This window comes from Stenotrophomonas sp. 01N47 (genome assembly GCF_056399165.1).
The window spans coordinates 47,531-65,256 of the sequence record NZ_JBFTQU010000002.1; the positions used below are offsets into that span (position 1 = coordinate 47,531).

Below are 17,726 nucleotides of genomic sequence, written 5' to 3' on the forward strand. Positions count from 1 at the left end.
CTCAGACCGGCAACGCAACCAGCAACGTCTTGTCGTCGCCGGTGATCTGATCGGTGCGCGGGTCGGCCAGCGTCGCGTGCAACGCCTGGCTGCCGTGGGTCTCATCGACGCCGGCCAGATAACGGATCACCGGTGCGATGAACGGTTGGAACAGGCTGTCGCCCGCGCGCGACATCGCAAACGGCTGCACGCCATCGGACATCAGCACCAGTGCGTCGATGGCCCCTTCGAAGCGGGTCAGGCGCAGCTGCTCGCGCCAGTTGCCACCGGTCACGAACCAGGTTTCGTTGGCGTACTCGCCGTTGGCAGGCAGGGATACCGCATCGGGCGACTCATTGCTGAAGGCACAGGCGGCGACGCCGTCGCCGACATGGAAGAACCAGCCGCCATCGCGTGTGGCGACAACCCCTACCAGCGTGCAGGCATGGTCGGAGAGCTTCAGGCCCTGGCTCAGCGCAAGCATTGCCAGCTGACCGCGCGCATCGTCGACGGCGGTTTCAATGATGGTGCGCAGCGCTTCCACCGGCAGCGCCAGTGGATCGGCACCGAGCTGGGCAGATCCGGTAACCGACGCCGCCACGCTGCTGGATACATGCCGGGCGCCCACATCGCTGTGCGATGCGGAGCCTGCGCCATCGCAGACCACCGCGACCAATGTCTGCCCCACCTGCACCGACGCATACGCGTCCTGGCAGGGCTGCCCGCGGTCCAGATGGGACCGTCCCGTGGCCGATGCGGCCATCACGCGCCAGGCCATGGTCAGACCGGCACTTGCGACCAGCTGTCGGTAGCCGGCAGTTGCACCTGCCCGCCGGGCGTCGAATTGGAGACCACCCGCATGCTCGCGCTCAGCCACAGGAACAGCTCCTTGAACTGCAGGCCCTGCAGGCGCTTCACGCCGCGCTCGCCATTACGGCTGAACTGACCCAGCACGCTCATGTCGGCATTGCCGACGGCGATCGGGAACACCGCCACCTTGTTCTGCTGCTCGGCCTCGCGGCACTGCTCGGCCACCGCTTCCCATGCATCGGTAGGCTGGCCGTCGGACATCAGGAACAGCCACGGCCGGGTGTAGGCGACGCCGGCCTGGCGGAAGCGCGCCTTCTCGTCTTCGATTTCCTGCAGTGCCAGTTCCACCGCCGCGCCAGTCGGCGTGGTGCCGTTGGCCGACAGCGTGGGTGCAGCGAAATCCATCGCGTCGCACCAGTCACCACTGATGGCGGCGTTGTCCATACCGCCGTACTCGACCAGCAGCACGCGCACGCGCTTGGCCGCGATCACATCGGCCTTCAGTTCCTGCTCCAGCAGCTTCAGGCCCGCGTTCAACTGCTCGATGGGGCCACCGCTCATGCTGCCGGAGCAGTCCAGCACCAGGATCAGCGGCGTGCGCTGTTCACTGTTGTCGACCAGGGAAACATCGGGAATTGCAGCAATGGACATGATGGAAAGCCTCCGTGCGGGTGGACCGGTGCAGGTGATCTGCGCGGCCGATTATAGGGGGAACTGAAGGGCCAAGGGGCGAGGTTCGGCGGGGAGGCGTGCAGCCCAAACAAAAAGCCCCGACCAAGGCCGGGGCTCTTCATTACAACTGGTGCCGGAAATAGGAATCGAACCTACGACCTACGCATTACGAACCCAGCCTAGCACTAGTGAATCGCCCCGGGTTCCATGGAGGCCAGTTGGTTTAAGTCGGGCCGCCACCGCTGCGACTTGACTGGCGAATTGCCGGTAGTAGTTTGCCTCAGCCTCGGCGGGCGGGAGATAGCCGATGGGCCCCCGCAGCCGATGATGGTTGAACCAAGACACCCATTCGAGCGTGGCCAGTTCCAAGGGCTCCTTAGTCTTCCAGGGTGCCCGGCGATGGATCAATTCAGCCTTGTAGAGGGCGTTGATCGTCTCGGCCAGCGCATTGTCATAGCTGTCGCCTTTGCTTCCCACAGAGGGCTCCACGCCGGCTCCGGCTAACCGTTCGCTATAACGGATGGACACATATTGCGACCCACGGTCGGAGTGATGCATCAGGCTGTTGTCGCTGTCTGGCTGCCGCGCGTACAAGGCTTGCTCCGGCGCATCAAGGACGAAGTCGGTCCGCATCGAGCTGCTGACACGCCAACCGGCGATTCGCCTGGCGAAGACGTCGATCACGAAAGCAACATATTTCCATCCCTGCCACGTCGAGACGTAGGTGAAGTCCGAGACCCAGAGCTGGTTAGAACGTTCGGCGCGGAATTGCCGGTTGACCTTGTCCTGCGGATACGCTGCTTTGCAGTCGCTGATTGTCGTCCGCACGACCTTGCCCCGCACTACGCCGCGTAGTCCCAGGCGACGCATCAACCGTTCGATCGTGCAGCATGCTACCACCGTCCCCTGGCGAGCCAGTTGACGCCAGACCTTGGCGGCACCGTAGACCTGCATGTTGGTCCGCCAGACGCGCTCGATCTGAGGCGCCAAAGCCTCGTCACTATGAGCACGTGAACAACGCCGTTGTGGATCGCGCCGAAGCGCCGCATAGCGTCGATATCCGGATCGGAAAATCTGCAAACCTTGCAGATTGGCTCGACCCCGAATCTGTCGCGGTGCTCATCAATCAGGCCCCTCAAGACTTGAGTCGGCGGTCGAGCTCTGCCTTGGCGAAAAACGCGCTCGCCACTTTCAGGATCTCGTTGGCCCGACGCAGCTCCTTGACCTCGCGCTCCAGTTCCTTGACACGCTCCGCTTCGGACGTCGTGACGCCTTCACGTACGCCAGTGTCGATCTCTCTGCGCTTGACCCAGGTCAGCGGCGTCTGCGGAACACAGCCGATCTTCGGAGCGATCGGCTCCACTGCCAGCCACAGCGATGCGTGCTCCCCGCGATGCTCCTGCACCATGCGCACTGCCCACTCGCGGACTTCAGGTGAGAACTTGTTCGACTTTTTCAAGGCTCCATCTTCTCAACGGTTGGAGCCTCCACGGAACCCGGGAAGATTCAGTCGGATCGCCGCGCCGGCGAGTATCGTGACCGTCTGTGCTCTGGCAACCACATAACGGAGAGGCCGGTGGGCCGCCGATGTGCAGCGCCCTCGCCTGACCGCTCAATCGCCAAGTACCCCACTGAAACCCAGGTAGACGCCTGTGCCCTCGCGATTGGTGGAGGCGCCACCTTCCACGCTCCAGCGGCCACTGTCCGCAGTCCGCCTCAGACTTATGCCGACCGCGGCCTGGCTCCGATATCCACCAACACCTGCGTAGTAGGTCGTCCGTCCGGCCACGAAAGGCGCCGCCTTGAGAGCGATGGCAGTGGCAATGCCCGCATGCATGTCGCGCTCCAAGCGACGCACGTCCCCCCGAAGGTTCCACGCGTCGTTCTGGATCGCGGCGATGCGACCGTCGGTATAGGAGTTTGCGGTGGTCACTGCCTCGCTCAAACCTGACTTCAGCTGCCCGACATTGACTGCATCGGTGGGAGCAACCCCCGCGCCAACATTATGCAAGGCGGTCTGACCGCTGCCATCCGGATTGAACGTCAGACTGTTGGTGTTGTTACTGCCATCGGCATTCTTGTCGTACTGCACTCCGCCAGTTGTAAAGCCCTTCAACTGGGATACGTTGACTGCATCGGTATCAGACACGCCGGCCGCGACGTTGGCAACCCTGCGTTCATTCCCTGCAGATCCAACCGAGACGGTATTCGCCTGGTTTGCCACGGAACCGGCGCCCAAGGCGACGGAATTGCTGGCCGACGCATTGGCAGAGCTACCAAGTGCCGTGCTGTTGCTGCCCGATGCTACGGCGCCGGCACCGCCCGCCGAAGCATTTGCGCCGCTTGCCATGGGCGCTGCAGTATTTCCTTGGTTCACCTGGAAGAGCCCGGCAGCACCATTCTTTACGTCATTCACGTCGCTCTCGACGGCGGTGATTCGATTGTCGTACTGGACGACGCTGCCAGCGATCTGGTTGATGCGCGTATCGGTGTACGTATTTGCCTGTGTGACAGCCTCACCGATGGCAGTAGTGACGCCCGACTGCAACTGAGCGACGTTGACCGCATCGTCAGCGGCCGCGCCAGCAGCAAGGCCCCCTAGCGTGCGGCCGCCAACTTGGACCTGCCCGGTCGAATTGCTGTTGCCGACATAGGCAGCGTTGTAGCCGCTTTGGGCGCCCACCGTCGTTGCCGAGCCCGAGCCGAGGGCGACGGAATTGGCATGGTCCGCGATGGAGCCACGGCCGACCGCTACAGCGTTCCCTGCCCGACTTACGGCGTTGTAGCCCACTGCGGTGGAACCTACCGCCTGGGCATGGGCGTCCTCATCGGCCAACCCACTATCATTGCTGCGTATGTAACGCAGGCCGCGTCCATGCTGGGCGACATACGCCACATCATTCTGCCCAGCGATGCTGTACAACTGCGAACCGTTGACTGCGTCGGTGGATGACGCAGACACCGCCCCCTGGGCCAGGTTGGTCAACCGGGTACCACCGGTCAGGCCGCCGTCGGTACTGGCCGGCCCGGCCAGTACCGCCCGGGTATAGTCCACTTCGCCCGGATCGACAGCGCCGTTGGCGTTCAGATCATTCCAGTCGTACTTCAGGCCACGCTGGTCGGCCTGCGTAGCGCTGGTGGAGACAGCCTTGAGCTGCGCCACATTGACCGCATCGTTATCGCCTGCGCCTGCAGCGACGCCGGTGACACGGCGGCTGCCGACGTTGACCTCGCCGGTCGCAGCCCCGCCCACCAAGTAGGCCGCATTGCCCAGCGTGCTGCCGTTGGCCACAGAACCGGCACCCAGCGCCACACTTCCGGCATGGCCAGCCTGGCTGTTCCGACCGATTGCCACCGCATCGGCAGCCGAACCGATCGCGTTGTAGCCAATCGCCGTCGAGCCGGCCGCCTGTGCGTGTGCATCGTCCTCGGCCAAGCCGGTTTCGTTGGTGCGCGAATAGCGCGAACCACGGCCGTTCTGAACCAGATAAGCCGAATCACTGGGACCGATCGCGCTGGTAAGGTTGGTGATCGCCGTTTCACTTGTGGTCACGCGACCATCGAGAATGCTAATGCTCCCCTCCGCCGTGGTTACACGGGTGCCCAGCGTGGTCACGTCCTGGTTGGTCTGGAACAACTGCGAACCGTTGACTGCRTCGGTGCTTGCGGTGCTTAGATCGCCCGGCGCCACGTTCACTAGTTTGCTCGGAACACCTCCACGGTTGGCACTGTAGCCCCCGGCACCGCCGTTGGCAGCCGCATCCCATAGCAGGGCATTCTGTTCCAGCGTCGTCAGGGCCTGGTTGGTAACACTGAGTTGGCTGAAATTGACCGCATCGGTGGGCGCCGTGCCGGCGGCCACATTGGTGACCGTAGTCCCCGCCGCACCGTCAAGGGAGATCCTGTCGCGCGCGATGCTGTCGTATGTCGCCGCCGGGTTTGTCACCTCGCCAGCTGCATTGATTGAGAATCCAGCCGATTGCAACTGCCCGACGTTGGCGGCATCGGTTGCGGCGGTTCCAGCCGCCACGCCAATGATCTTGTTGGCCGTACCGGACATGGTCCCCCCACTAAACAGGCTGAGTTGCCCGTGCAGGTAGGCCACGGGCGAGCCAGCGGCGACACCGTCGCCGAAGACTTCCAACCCTCCCCGGGAAAAGAAGCCGTTCTGATTTATTACCATTCTGGTGTTACCGGTGATTCCCGCTGACGTCGCATTTCCCAGAGCCAAAGTACAGGCAGAGCTTGTGAAAGGACTGACCGACGCGGGATCGGACAAGCCTGCACAGGTGCCATCGACAAAATCATTGAACAATGCAACCTGCGCTTGTACTGACATGCAAATGACCAGCGACAAGCCCATCACCAAGGCCCTGTATCGGAAACAGCGAAAGCGATTTTTCACGCTATCACTCTCGCAATTATTCCGCTGCCGAGTATCCATTCCATTCTCCAATGATGATATTTCCTTAGCTTTAAAAAAAACATATTTTTTTGCTAAATAAAATCACTTTAAAAAATATACTTTAATTTTCTCAATACAATAGAACCACCATCTCCGGCAGCGGCCAAGCAGAACCAAATCGTTCAGATACGTTTTCATGAACCTTGCGCTCGCGGAAGCCCTCGCCTGATGAAAATTATCCAGAATCCGGATAAACCATCGCGATAGCTCCCAGAATTTTCCCGGCACTCAACAGAATGCGATTCATGGAACGCCCCCGCGCGAAAAACGCTTCAAATGTCAAAGATTCCACGGAGACAACAGAGAATCAGCCATCGAACCGTGGATGCCGCCTAGAAAATGACTACGAGATAGCTCTGGCTATTGCTACGACTGCTGCTGCGGTAGCTGCTGGGGCTATAGACATTGCTAATGAAAGAATCGAAATTTCCCGCCAAAAAGGAAGCATGTTTTATCGCCGGGAATACGTCGGCACCATCAACTTGACTTGTCACCCAGCGCTCTGCGGCGGAGAGCGGGCTCGTGGCCGACCATCAGGCACAGCGGGGGGATGCCTGTTTGCTTCCAGGCAGGATTCGCCGCCCCCTGCCGGCGAAGACACGCCTCCGCCTCTCCCGACCGGCGTACGAAAAGCACCTTTGATATGGGCCGAATAGCACATGGCGCGATTAGGCCGCAGGCAACGTTTCGGCCGCGTGATGAAATCCAGTTGCGTCACCCCGATCCCACCGGCACTTCGAACAGGTTGAAAATTCCCAAACCGGTGACGGTCATCGTCGTTGCGATCGGCGCGAGGCTGGCGGCGACACTTCTGGCCAGAGGTGTGACCATACATGCGGTGGCCCTCAACAGCGCCCTGCCGTCGGAAGCGGTAATGGCTGTCGGTTGTCTTGTGATATGCCCGCCGCATCGGAACCAGAAGCCGGGCATTACGAAGGACACCAAACAGGCGGTCCCGTCCCATCGCTATCCCCGATGCCTGCAGTGCCGGCCTGATCAGACCGTGGAGCTTGCGGGTGCCGATGCGTGGCTGACGGGCCCAATAGCCACGGTAATCCCCCCGCTTTTAGCAGTCGCCAAAAGTGGAACTATGCTGCCAGTGCAAGTTGACCAGACGTTCATCTGTTGAGAGCCTGCATTGGCGTGATGCCGCCGAGCGCCATGTTTGGACGCTCGTGGTTGTAAGTCCATAGCCAACGAGTGGCGATGTCCTGGACCTGTTCGATGTCATTGAACAGGTTGCTGGCAAGCCAAGCGTAACGCACGGTCCGGTTGTAGCGCTCGATGTAGGCGTTCTGCTGAGGATTGCCTGGCTGGGTGTAGAGCAGCGCGATATCGTGCCGCTCGGCCCATGCTTGCAGCGCTCCGCTGATGTACTCGGCCCGTTGTCGCAGCGTATGGCGCGGGGCTTTCCGCGCCATTGAATGACCTGTTCCAAGCTGCGGATGACGCGCGCCGCAGGCAAGGAGATGTCGACCTCCATCGCTGGTCCTTGGCGGTTGAAGTCATCCAGTACGTTGAGCATCCGGAAACTGCGTCCATCAGCCAGCTGATCGTGCATGAAATCCATCGACCAGGTCTGGTTGGCCGCCTCAGGCACCGTCAAAGGCTCCGGCACTTCCCAGACGATGCGCTTGCGCGGCTTAATGCGCAGATTCAGCTCCAGCTCGCGATAGATCCGATACACGCGCTTGTGGTTCCAAGCGAAGCCCTTCACGTTGCGCAGATGCAGGAAGCACAGCCCAAAGCCCCAATCGCGGTAGGCGCTGGTCAGCCTGAGCAACCAGTCGGCGATCATCGCGTTTTCCTGGCTGGCCTTGGCCTGATAGCGGTAGCAGGTCTGACTCACCTCGAACGTTCTGCACGCATGAACGATGCTGGTGATGCCTCCCTGGACCGCCTGCTGGGCCATCTCGCGACGCTGAGATGGCCTCACCATTTTTTTGCTAGCGCTTCCTTCAGCAGATCGGCACTGAGCTGCGCATCGGCATACATCTTCTTCAGCCGTCGGTTCTCGTCCTGAAGCTCTTTGAGCTGGGACACCATGGACGCATCCATGCCGCCGAATTTGCTGCGCCACTTGTAGAACGTCGCTGAGCTGATGCCATGCTGCCGGCAAAGGTCAGGGACAGGCGTCCCGGCCTCGGCCTGCTTGAGTACGGCGATGATCTGACTGTCGGTGAATCGTGACTTCTTCATGGGATCTCCTCGGGTTAGGCTACGAGAAAATTCCACTTCTGGCTGCGGCTAACCTGCGGGGGGACTACCGTGGATCAAGACGCCTAAGCGAGAGCGTCGAACAGGCTCTTGAAAAGTCCTGCGATTTCGCCACCTTGGCTCCACAAAAACCAGATTGCGGCTACCAGAGAAACCGCATGAACATCGCGCTTCTTTACCCGAAACACGCAATAAGATTCGGACCTTTATTCCAGGGAATTACTGGATTCTGCTGCTCCACTGTGCCTCATGAAGAAAATCCTCAGTTTATAAATTTGTCAGGCGCAAGCCTGACACCTTGCACTCGCCTATTAGGGGATCACATCCGTCGAAGAATCCATGGACGATGCATAATCCTTCATTGCATCCCACGCAGAACGCGCAGCTTCGCCGACCATTTTGCCCCAAGTGTAGGTCATGCCATCACCACCCGAAACCAATTCAACTTCAAAAGCGCTCAGTTCTTTCATCGTGAGTTCCTCTCTTACTTCGGTTCCATGTGGCTGGTGCCGTTAAAGCCATCCAGCGCTCCGCCTACGAAGTCTGGAATCTCGTTGCGCTCGTAATACACAAAAGCAGCCACGGCAAGGAGTGCGGGCTCTTCCCACGCAACACGCAAATTGTCGCAAACAGAACCACAGTACGGTGAGCAACCATGCTTTGTTTCCGGAGCCGCGCTTCAACGTTAGCGGCATTGAAGCCAGTCCATCTCCCCGATTCAGGCCGTTCTTACGGACACGAATCATCCGCAATCATCTGCACGGAAGCCCAGCCAACAATCGGCTGCGAGCAAATCCCTCACCAATCAATGAGTTCCAACGCCCACCAAACAAAAAGCCCCGACCAAGGTCGGGGCTTTTTTGCTGTATCTGGTGCCGGAAATAGGAATCGAACCTACGACCTACGCATTACGAATGCGCCGCTCTACCAACTGAGCTATTCCGGCTGAGCAGGCGATTTTACGGTCGCCCCACCCCTGCGGTCAATGCGGTCGTGACGATTACCGTAAAACGCCCACCCGCCCGGCCCCTCAGCCCACCATCACCCGGTTGCCGCACTCCCGACCCGCCGCGAAATCGGCCAGATTGCCCAGCGTGATCGCCGAGATCTCCTGCAGCGCCTCCACGGTGAAGAAGCCCTGGTGGCCGGTCACCAGCACGTTGGGAAAGGTCATCAGGCGCTGGAAGGCCTCGTCGTCGATGATCTCGCCGGACAGGTCCTGGAAGAACAGCGCGCTTTCCTGCTCGTAGACGTCGATGGCCAGGTGACCCAGCCGGCGCGACTTCAGCGCGCGGATCACCGCATGGGTATCGACCAGCCCGCCACGCGAGGTGTTGACCAGCATCGCGCCGGGCTTCATCCGCGCCAGTGAGGCGTCGTCGATCAGATGCTGGGTATCCGGGGTCAGCGGGCAATGCAGAGAGACAATGTCCGAGCGGGACAGCAGCTCGTCCAGTTCAACCATCGCGCCGATCTCCGCGAAGGCCGGCGATGGATACGGATCGTGCCCCAGCACGGTGCAGCCCATGCCGCGGAAGATGCGCGCGGTGGTCAGCCCGATCTTGCCGGTACCGACGATGCCCACGGTTTTGCCATGCAGGGTGCGGCCGAGCAGGCCATCGAGCATGAAGTTGCCCTCGCGCACGCGGTTGTAGGCGCGATGGGTCTGCCGGTTGAGGGTCATCACCAGCGCCAGTGCATGCTCGGCCACGGCTTCGGGCGAGTAGGCCGGCACGCGGGCGACGAACAGGCCGAGCACGTTCGCGGTGGCCAGATCCACATTATTGAAGCCGGCGCAGCGCAGCAGCACCGCGCGCACACCCAGTGCGTGCAGGGCCTGCAGCACCGGTGCATCAAGCCGGTCGTTGACGAACACGCAGACGGCGGCGCAGTCCTGTGCCAGTGCGGCGGTGTGCACGTCCAGCGCGGCGTCGAAGTACACGAACTGGAACGGCTGCCCTGCCCCTTCACGCGCGTTGGCTTCCTCGAGAAAGCGGCGGTCGTAGGGACGGGCACTGAAAACGGCGATCTGCATGGCAAGGCCTGCGCGGAAATCCGCCACGACCATAGCGCACCCACACATCGATGGGGATGGCACCGGCGACGTGACAGCCGCCGGTGCCGGTACTGCCTTAGAACGTATAGCCCAGGCCCAGCATCACGCCGTTCTGCAGCTGGCCGTCGCGACGCTCGCCCACGTAGTCAACCATCACCGACAGGCGATCGCTGGCGCGGCTGGTCACACCCAGGTTCCAGGCCAGCACCTGTTCGCCCACGGTCTGGCTGCTGGCACCGAACACCAGGTCCGGCGCAGCGGCGAAGCCGGTGCTGTAACGGGCCTGGGTGTCGCCCAGTTCCTTCTGCCAGACCACGCGCGCGCGCGGGGTGATGCGCTCGCCGTTGTTGCCTTCGAAGGTCTTGAACAACTGCAGGCCTGCGCCGACGCGGATGCTTTCCAGGCTGTCACCACGCCCGACCAGCGCGCCAGCACCCTGCCCTTCATTGAAGCGGGTGGCCGAGGTGCGCGCGTAGTCGACCACCGGCAGCAGCGGCTGGATCACCACACCCTTGGCGGTGGTGAACGAGAAGCCGTGCTCCAGGCGGGCCGAGATCGCATCGTTGTTGTACTTGGCACGCAGCGGGCCCTGCAGGCCGTCGATGCCCTCGATGCTGCGGCGGGTGTCGTGGCGCAGATCGGTGTAGCGCACCGAGGCCGAGAGGTAGCCACGCGAGTAGGTGGCATCCAGGTAGCCGCCCACATCCAGCGCGCGCACATCACCGGTGAACCCGGAACCATCGCGGCCCTTGGTCGACATGTCCGCAGCGGCAACGCTGACGCCCAGGGTCACCCGGTCATCGGCCAGCTGCGTATCGGCACCGAGCACGATGCCGCCGACGGTATGGCTCAGGCCGGCCACGCCGCCCTCACCGTCGATGCGGCCGTGGCTGCCGAAGCCGCGGCCCCAGAGGCCGTGGTTGCGTGGTGCTTCGCCGCCGAAGTTGGTGTTGCCACCGCCCGCCCCCGCCGGCTCCACCAGGTGCATCGCCAACTGGTTGAACAGGCTGCCATTGACCATGCCGGTCTGCGCCGAAGCCGCCTGCGCTGCCTGTGCGGCCAAGCCGCCGGCGTCACCGCTGCCGCTGCGTCGTGCGGCCTGGTGCTGCTGCACCACGCTGCCGATGCTGCCGACCAGCGCGTTGTCGGCCAGGCGCAGGCTGGCGTGGCCATCACCGCGCAGTGCACCGGCCTGCTGTGCGATCACATCGCGGTCAGCAAACTGCAGTGCACCCAGCAGCGGCTTCAGGCCGGCATCCTGGCGCTGGCCGGCGGTTGCCAGCGCACGGCCGAGACCGTCGTTGCCGTTGCTGCCGGTGAGCTGCGCAAGCTGGTCGAAACCGGGGTTCGCGGTCAGCGACAGGCCCTCGGCGGTCTGGTTGATGTTGAAGCTCAGCAACGAGTTGTGGCGCGGCCGGAACACCTCGCCGTTGGTGATGCTGGCCGTATAGCCGGTGTCACCCAGGCGCACCGCATCGGTGAAACCGCCTTGGTAGATCGGGCCGCTCACCAGCTCGCGCTGGTAGTTGCCGGCGTAGAAGCCCTGCGCCACGTTCAGCTCCAGGTGCGCGCCCGGCGAGATGACCAGCGCGCCCTCGTTGGCGCCGCTGTCGTAGAAGTCGCCCACGCGCAGGCGGCCACTGTTGGCGCCGCCCGCCTCGGTGACGTCGAACAGCACCTTGCCGCCCGGCATGATGTTGACGTAGCCGTGGGTGACCAGATCTCCACCGCGCGGCATCAAAGTGCCGAACACGCGCAGGCGGTTGAAGCCATCCTCGCGGTACGACGGACCGGTGCCATCGAACAGTGCATCCGAGTCGTTGGCGACCGAGGCGATGTCACCGTGGCCGACCACCATGCCGGCCGCCTGCACGCGCAGTTCCGGGGTGCGCAGGGCGCCGCCTTCCAGGGCGATGGTGCCGTTCTCCACCAGCATGAAATCGGCGCCGGTGGTCTCGGCGGTACGCCAGGTGCCCCCCTTGGCGACGCGGATCACACCAGCCGAATTGCCCAGCGTGGAGGCGTCCAGCTCATCCAGGCGCAAGCGCGACAGCAGGTCCGCCTGGATGCCCGGATCGCTGAGGAAGTCCTGCACAGAGAAGGTGCCGATGCCGTTGGGACCGCGTGCAGCCGCGTTGTAGATGGTGACGGCCTGGTTGATATAGGTACTGGCCCAATTGGTGTTCCAGCGCGCGAAGTCGTCATCGACGAATGTCTGCAGCTGACGCGCAGTGCGCAGGTAGCCCGGGTTGATGTCGCCGCTGACATTGCCGGTGACCGTCAGGGTGTCGCCCGGGTCGCGGTAACCGGCGGCGGTGATGATCTTGTTGCTGTAGATGTCCTGGCCGGGGAAGGTCTCCAGCTTGCGGCCACTGCCATCGGGATCGAAGCTGATCGACGCGCCGGTGGTCCGGGCCGGATCGCGGAAGACCAGCAGGCCGTTGGGCTGCACAACCTCGTACATGGCCTTGTGCAGCAGACCGGCATCCATGCCGCCGCCGTAGTTGCCGGTGTAGATCTCGGTCATCCGCGGCGAAGGCGTATAGATCACCTTGCCACCACTGCTGGCCGCGTGGATCTGCACCGAGTCGACCAGCGGCAGGTCACCGGCCAGGTAACGCTCGACGCCACCGGACTGCATGATCGAGCAGGACGAGATGCAGTGGCCGGACACGATGGTGTTCAGGCCGTTGGTACGGATCACCCCCTGCAGCCACTCACCCGCGATCAGCGCGCCACCATTGGAGGTGCGCAGCACGACTTCGCGGATCGGACGGCCTTCGGCCTGTGCCTTGGCCAGCAACGCCGGCAATGCGACCACGTCGGCGACGGTGACACCGCCACTGAGTACGACGCGATCGCCCTGCACGTGATAATTCATTGCCATGACGTCATCCATCTGGCCCAGGGTCGCGATACCCACCAGGCCTGCCAGGGCGATGCTCAACTTCGAATGCTTCATTGCGTTCTCTCTCCGCCCGCACCACACGGGTCGAAAGCAGAACGCAGCAGCGGGGCAGACGCCCCCAGTCGGCGACGAGAAAAAAGATGAATGCATTCACAATGGAAATACAAGGGAAACATGGGCTTCCCCATCCGGTCACCGTCGCGTAAAACTCGTTGACGCGTCCGTCATTGTCGTCCGAGGCCCTCCCCTGTCCGTGCCCTCCCCTTTGCTCCGTCCTGCGCCGGAACTACCTGGGGTTCCGGACGTCTTCATTGCATTCGTACGCGAGGAACGCGCGCCGCTGTGCGCTTTCCTGCGTGCCCGCGGTGTCGGTCCCGAGGATGCCGAGGACATCGCCCAGGACTGCATGGAGCGCCTGATCCGCTACCGCGCACACGACACCGAGGAGCTGCGGCTACTGCTGTACCGCATCGCCCGCAACCGCCTGGCAGACCGCGGGCGCTCGCCGCAATCGCGCAACCACCTGTCGCTGACCGAACGCGACGGCAACGAAGAAGCCGCCAGTGCTTCTCCTGATCCACTGCGTCAGGCAGAATCCGGGCAGATGCTCGTCCTGCTGCGCCAGGCACTGTTCAAGCTTCCCGAACGTGCCCGCGAGGTGTATCTGCTCAACCGCATCAGCGGGATGAGCTATACACAGATCGCCCGGCATTGCGGCATCACCGCCAAGACCGTGGAAAAACACATCGCCCGTGCATTGCAGGGCCTGCGCAAGGAGCTGGGCCCCGATCCTCTCCACAATGATGGAGACACCGAATGATCCGCAACGACAACAGGGATGACACGTTGCTTTTTGAACACGCAAGCGCCTGGGTAGCCCGGCTGGAAGCCCCCGACTGCAGCCCTGAAGAGCGTCAATCCTTCGAGGACTGGCTGGCCGAGGATCCCGCGCACGTCAGCGCATGGGTGCAGGCCGAGAAGCTGCACCAGCGCAGTGCCGGCCTGGCCGGCGACCCGTGGCTGCGCACCGCCGCCGCGCGCGCGGCACGCAGGCCGCAGCGGCGTTGGCTGCCAAGTGTGGCCGCCGCTGCAGGCGTCTGCCTCGCCGTTGGCCTGGGCTGGATGCTGTACACCGATGGCAATCCCACGCCCCTGACCTATGCCAACGCCAGCCTGCTGCCGCAGCAGCGCACGCTGGCCGATGGCAGCATCGCCCTGCTCGACGCCGGCACCACGCTCACCGCACGCTTCGGCTGGCGCAAGCGCGAACTGGCGCTGGAGCACGGCCGCATCCAGCTGCAGGTCGAACCGTCATCGCGCTCGCTGCGGGTGCAGGCCGGTGGCAGTTCGATCCGCGATATCGGCACCACCTTCCAGGTTGAACGCCTGGCTGACGGCCGGGTCGAGGTCGCGCTGCTGGAAGGTGTGGTGGAAGTCACCAGTGGCAGCGCGCAGCACACGCTCTCGCCGGGCCAGCAGCTGCAGGTCCTGGCCTCCGGGAAGATCCAACCGGGCCCGCAGCTGTCCTCGACCGCCGCCGCCGAGGCCTGGCCGCAGGGCAAGCTGATATTCGACGGCACGCCCCTGGCCACCGTGGTCGAACGCATGAACCGCTATGGCAGCACGCCACTGGTGGTCGCCGACCCGGATATCGCCGACCTCGCGGTCAGCGGCACCTTCCGTGCAGGCGACGCGCACGAACTGCTTTCCGCCCTGGAACTGGGGTGGTCCATTGCTGGCCAGCCGCGCTCGGATGGCGCGCTGGAACTGCGCCGCACCTACTGAGGCGGCGGCCGATGCCGGCGCCGGGTGTGCTTCGTTGGGACATACTGCGCTGGGGCCTGCTGCAGGCCCTGCTGTGCGTTGTGCTGGTGCCCGGTGTGGCGGCCACGACAGGCGCTGCCGAGGCAGTCACCCAGGTCGATTACCGGATCGCTCCTGGCGCTCTGCCGCCGGCACTGCAGCAATGGGCACGCCAGAGTGGCATTGCCCTGGTGTTCGACGCACGTGAACTGGCGGACCTGCGCACCAGCGGCGTCGCCGGCTCACTGGCGCCGGCCGCCGCACTGAAGCAGCTCGTCGCCGGCATGCCGGTGAACATCCTGCAGACACCCAGCGGCGGATTCGTGGTGCGCCGGCATGCTGCTCCACCGGCGGTGGTGGCGCAGCCGGTAAGGCCGCCACCGCCGCCAGCGCCACCGAAGCCGGTGCAGGTGGAACTGGCACCGATCCACGTCACCGGCAGCCGGTTGCCGCGCACCTCCGTGCAGACCACGCTGCCGGTAACGGTGATCGACCGCGAAGACATCCTGCGCAGCGGCTACGGCACGCTGTTCGACCTGTTGCGCCACTTGCCCGGCATGAACGGTCATCCGCCACTGAGCACCTCGCGCAGTGGTGATTCGCTGTACCTGCCGGTCGGCGCGGCAGCCACCACCAGCCTGGACGGCATGGGCCCGCGCGCGACCCTGTTCCTGGTCAATGGCCGGCGCCTGCCGCGCTATCCGATGGTCTCACTGGAAGAAGGCGGGCTGACCGATCTGGGTGGCATTCCGCTCAGCTTCGTCGAGCGCATCGAACTGGTGCGCGGCGGTGCTTCGGCCATCTACGGCGCCGATGCAATGTCCGGCGTGGTCAACATCATCCTGCGCGACCAGGCCGAGGGGCCGGAGGCCACCCTGCAATCGGGGGTCAGCAGCCGTGGTGATGGCGATCAGTACCGTGTGCAGGCAGCCACCGGTGGCGTGCGCGAAGGTGGCGACCGCTGGTTTGCCGGCATCGACCTGCATCGCCTCCAGCATGTAGCCGGTGACCAGCGCGACTGGCATGCAGAAACCTCGCTGTACCCGATCGGGCTGATCATACCCAACGGTGTTTACCTCCCTGCCACGCAGTGCCATCCGCCGTTGCAGCGCGAAGACGACGGCTGTTGGCTCGACAGCGCACGTCCGCGTTCGCTGCAACCGGCATCGGAAACGCTGTCCGGCTACCTGCGCTATCGCCACGAACGCGGTGACGGACGCTACGCCTACGTGGAAGCACGCGCCAGTCACAACCGCCAGCGTTTTGAACTGGGCCCGACCGCCGTCGCCCTCAATTTCAGCCGTGGCGCGATCCTCAATGTGGTCCTGCAGGAAGGCGGCGAAGTGCGCCCGCGCGTGCATGCCACCGAGGGCGACATCAGTTTTGGCATGGGCCGTGAGCGCGCGGGCCGCAGCTGGGATGCCGGCCTCAGCGCGCAGCGCAGCCAAGTGGACCTGCGCACCGAAGGTACCGTGCGCAGCGAACGCCTGCTGGAGGCCGCACGAACGCTGGATTTCCTGCCCGGCTTTTCCACTCTGCCACCGGGGCTGGCAGAGGAGCTGTTTCCGGCCATCCACAACCGCGGACGCACCGAACAGTGGCAGGGCTGGTGGGGCATGCAGCGAACCCTCATGACACTGCCCGGCGGTGCCGCACAACTGGCTACCGGTATCGATCTGCGCCGCGAGCGCTGGACATCGCTTCCTGATCCGCTGCTGGGCAAGGGCGAGCTGGCGCTGAGCCTGCCGCTGGAGCAACGCCGTCTGTCGCGGCAGAGCAACGCCGCCTACGCCGAACTGGGCCTGCCGTTGGCGCCGACGCTGCGCCTGGACGTGGCCGCGCGGCTGGACCGCGATGGCGGTGACACCGCGTTCTCGCCGCGTGCCGGCCTGCGCTGGAGCCCGAGCCCGCACTGGTCGTTCCTGCTGGCCAGTGGCCGCGGCTACCGCGCGCCCAGCATCTTCGAGCGGCGGCGACCGCCGGGCTACTTCGGCCTGTATCCCCTGCCCGCATCGGCTTCCCTGCCGCCGTGCGCGCGCCCGCTGCGCGGTGGCGGCTGCGCGGTGGAAGTAGAGGTGGTCGAGAACGATGCGCTGAAAGCCGAGACCTCGCGCAGCCACTCGCTGGCTGCCAGCTGGACTCCGAATGATGCGTTCTCGCTGTCGCTGACCCACAACATCGTCGAACTACGCAACGAGATCCTCGCCCTGCAACCCCGGGATGCACGGTGGAATCCCGGTACCTGGGAGCTGGATGAGCAGGGCCGCCTGCGTGATCTTCGACTGTCATTCGACAACATCGGCCGCACCACCTCGCGCAACTGGGTACTGCGTGGCGAGTACCGGGTGGATGCCGGCCGCAACGGGCAATGGCTGTTCTCGCTGGATGCATTGAAACAGCAGGAACTGCGTCGTGATCGCAGCCATGGCGAATCGGTGGATCTGCGCGGGCATGCTACGCCTGCGAACGCGGGCATCCTCAACGTGCAGTGGCAGAACCCATCCTGGGACATCGCCCTGCGTGGCAACCGCGTCGGCCGCACCCGCGCATGGCTGGCCGGTGACGCATGCACGCAGGAGCAGCATGACCAGCGCCGCTGCATGAACCCTGCGCAGCTGCGCTGGAACCTGCATCTGGCGCGCCGACTGAGCCCGCGCGTGATTGCCGCTCTGGACGTGCACAACCTGCTCGATACGCGGCCGGTGAACTACCTTGTCGGCAGCGGCGGGCAGATGCCCGGGCTGGACGATCCCCTGGGGCGCTACTTCCTGCTGACCCTGCAATTCCGCTGAGCGTAGTACGCTACGCCGCCTGTT

9 protein-coding genes, 1 tRNA gene, 3 pseudogenes and 1 other annotated feature are annotated in these 17,726 nt (G+C 63.8%); of the genes and pseudogenes, 3 read left to right on the plus strand and 10 right to left on the minus strand.

What is annotated here, in order from left to right; genetic code table 11:
* Window position 1: 1 nt before the first annotated feature.
* The 10 genes and pseudogenes from AC1DKR_RS04100 to AC1DKR_RS04145 form a co-directional block, all read right to left on the minus strand.
* Window positions 2-757, minus strand: coding sequence for a PP2C family serine/threonine-protein phosphatase (locus AC1DKR_RS04100; RefSeq protein WP_478031265.1), 756 nt, complete (start codon window positions 755-757; stop codon window positions 2-4).
* A gap of 2 nt (window positions 758-759) precedes the next feature.
* Window positions 760-1,440 carry a vWA domain-containing protein gene (locus AC1DKR_RS04105; protein WP_089239608.1) on the minus strand — a complete coding sequence of 227 codons (681 nt, stop codon included), beginning with the start codon at window positions 1,438-1,440 and terminating at the stop codon, window positions 760-762.
* Window positions 1,441-1,701: 261 nt separating this feature from the next.
* Window positions 1,702-2,920, minus strand: a pseudogene (locus AC1DKR_RS04110) (IS3 family transposase); the annotation flags it as partial.
* Window positions 2,528-2,642 (minus strand) — a sequence feature (AL1L pseudoknot). Its footprint overlaps the pseudogene before it by 115 nt.
* A gap of 153 nt (window positions 2,921-3,073) precedes the next feature.
* Window positions 3,074-5,818: a hypothetical protein gene (locus tag AC1DKR_RS04115; RefSeq protein WP_478031267.1), complete on the minus strand. Its 2,745-nt coding sequence runs from the start codon at window positions 5,816-5,818 to the stop codon at window positions 3,074-3,076.
* 967 nt (window positions 5,819-6,785) lie between these two features.
* A pseudogene (locus AC1DKR_RS04120) lies at window positions 6,786-6,962 on the minus strand (IS3 family transposase); the annotation flags it as partial.
* 82 nt (window positions 6,963-7,044) lie between these two features.
* Window positions 7,045-8,125, minus strand: a pseudogene (locus AC1DKR_RS04125) (IS3 family transposase).
* 329 nt (window positions 8,126-8,454) lie between these two features.
* The gene (locus tag AC1DKR_RS04130) at window positions 8,455-8,613 is read right to left on the minus strand and encodes a hypothetical protein (RefSeq protein ID WP_478031269.1); all 159 of its coding nucleotides are present in this window, start codon (window positions 8,611-8,613) and stop codon (window positions 8,455-8,457) included.
* A gap of 400 nt (window positions 8,614-9,013) precedes the next feature.
* Window positions 9,014-9,089: transfer RNA gene (locus AC1DKR_RS04135), tRNA-Thr, on the minus strand.
* A gap of 84 nt (window positions 9,090-9,173) precedes the next feature.
* On the minus strand, window positions 9,174-10,178 hold the full coding sequence (locus AC1DKR_RS04140; protein WP_478031271.1) for a 2-hydroxyacid dehydrogenase: 1,005 nt from the start codon (window positions 10,176-10,178) through the stop codon (window positions 9,174-9,176).
* A 97-nt stretch (window positions 10,179-10,275) separates the two neighbouring features.
* Entirely contained in the window at window positions 10,276-13,161 is a 2,886-nt protein-coding gene (locus AC1DKR_RS04145) for an autotransporter domain-containing protein (RefSeq protein ID WP_478031273.1), read from the minus strand.
* Window positions 13,162-13,372: 211 nt separating this feature from the next.
* On the opposite strand from AC1DKR_RS04145, the gene AC1DKR_RS04150 reads away from it, so the two are divergent.
* The 3 genes from AC1DKR_RS04150 to AC1DKR_RS04160 are packed head-to-tail and all read left to right on the plus strand — an operon-like array spanning window position 13,373 to window position 17,702.
* A complete protein-coding gene (locus tag AC1DKR_RS04150) occupies window positions 13,373-13,927 on the plus strand; it encodes an RNA polymerase sigma factor (RefSeq protein ID WP_478031275.1) in 555 nt (184 codons plus the stop codon).
* Entirely contained in the window at window positions 13,924-14,892 is a 969-nt protein-coding gene (locus tag AC1DKR_RS04155; RefSeq protein WP_478031277.1) for a FecR family protein, read from the plus strand. The genes AC1DKR_RS04150 and AC1DKR_RS04155 overlap by 4 nt, the downstream gene beginning before the upstream one ends.
* 11 nt (window positions 14,893-14,903) lie before the next feature.
* Window positions 14,904-17,702: a TonB-dependent receptor domain-containing protein gene (locus AC1DKR_RS04160; RefSeq protein WP_478031279.1), complete on the plus strand. Its 2,799-nt coding sequence runs from the start codon at window positions 14,904-14,906 to the stop codon at window positions 17,700-17,702.
* The last annotated feature ends 24 nt before the right edge of the window (window positions 17,703-17,726 follow it).

Coding starts and splice junctions, on each gene's coding strand:
- AC1DKR_RS04100 (WP_478031265.1), bottom strand. CDS start 757: ATGGCCTGGCGCGTGATGGCCGCATCGGCCACGGGACGGTCCCATCTG.
- AC1DKR_RS04105 (WP_089239608.1), bottom strand. CDS start 1,440: ATGTCCATTGCTGCAATTCCCGATGTTTCCCTGGTCGACAACAGTGAA.
- AC1DKR_RS04130 (WP_478031269.1), bottom strand. CDS start 8,613: ATGAAAGAACTGAGCGCTTTTGAAGTTGAATTGGTTTCGGGTGGTGAT.
- AC1DKR_RS04140 (WP_478031271.1), bottom strand. CDS start 10,178: ATGCAGATCGCCGTTTTCAGTGCCCGTCCCTACGACCGCCGCTTTCTC.
- AC1DKR_RS04145 (WP_478031273.1), bottom strand. CDS start 13,161: ATGAAGCATTCGAAGTTGAGCATCGCCCTGGCAGGCCTGGTGGGTATC.
- AC1DKR_RS04155 (WP_478031277.1), top strand. CDS start 13,924: ATGATCCGCAACGACAACAGGGATGACACGTTGCTTTTTGAACACGCA.
- AC1DKR_RS04160 (WP_478031279.1), top strand. CDS start 14,904: ATGCCGGCGCCGGGTGTGCTTCGTTGGGACATACTGCGCTGGGGCCTG.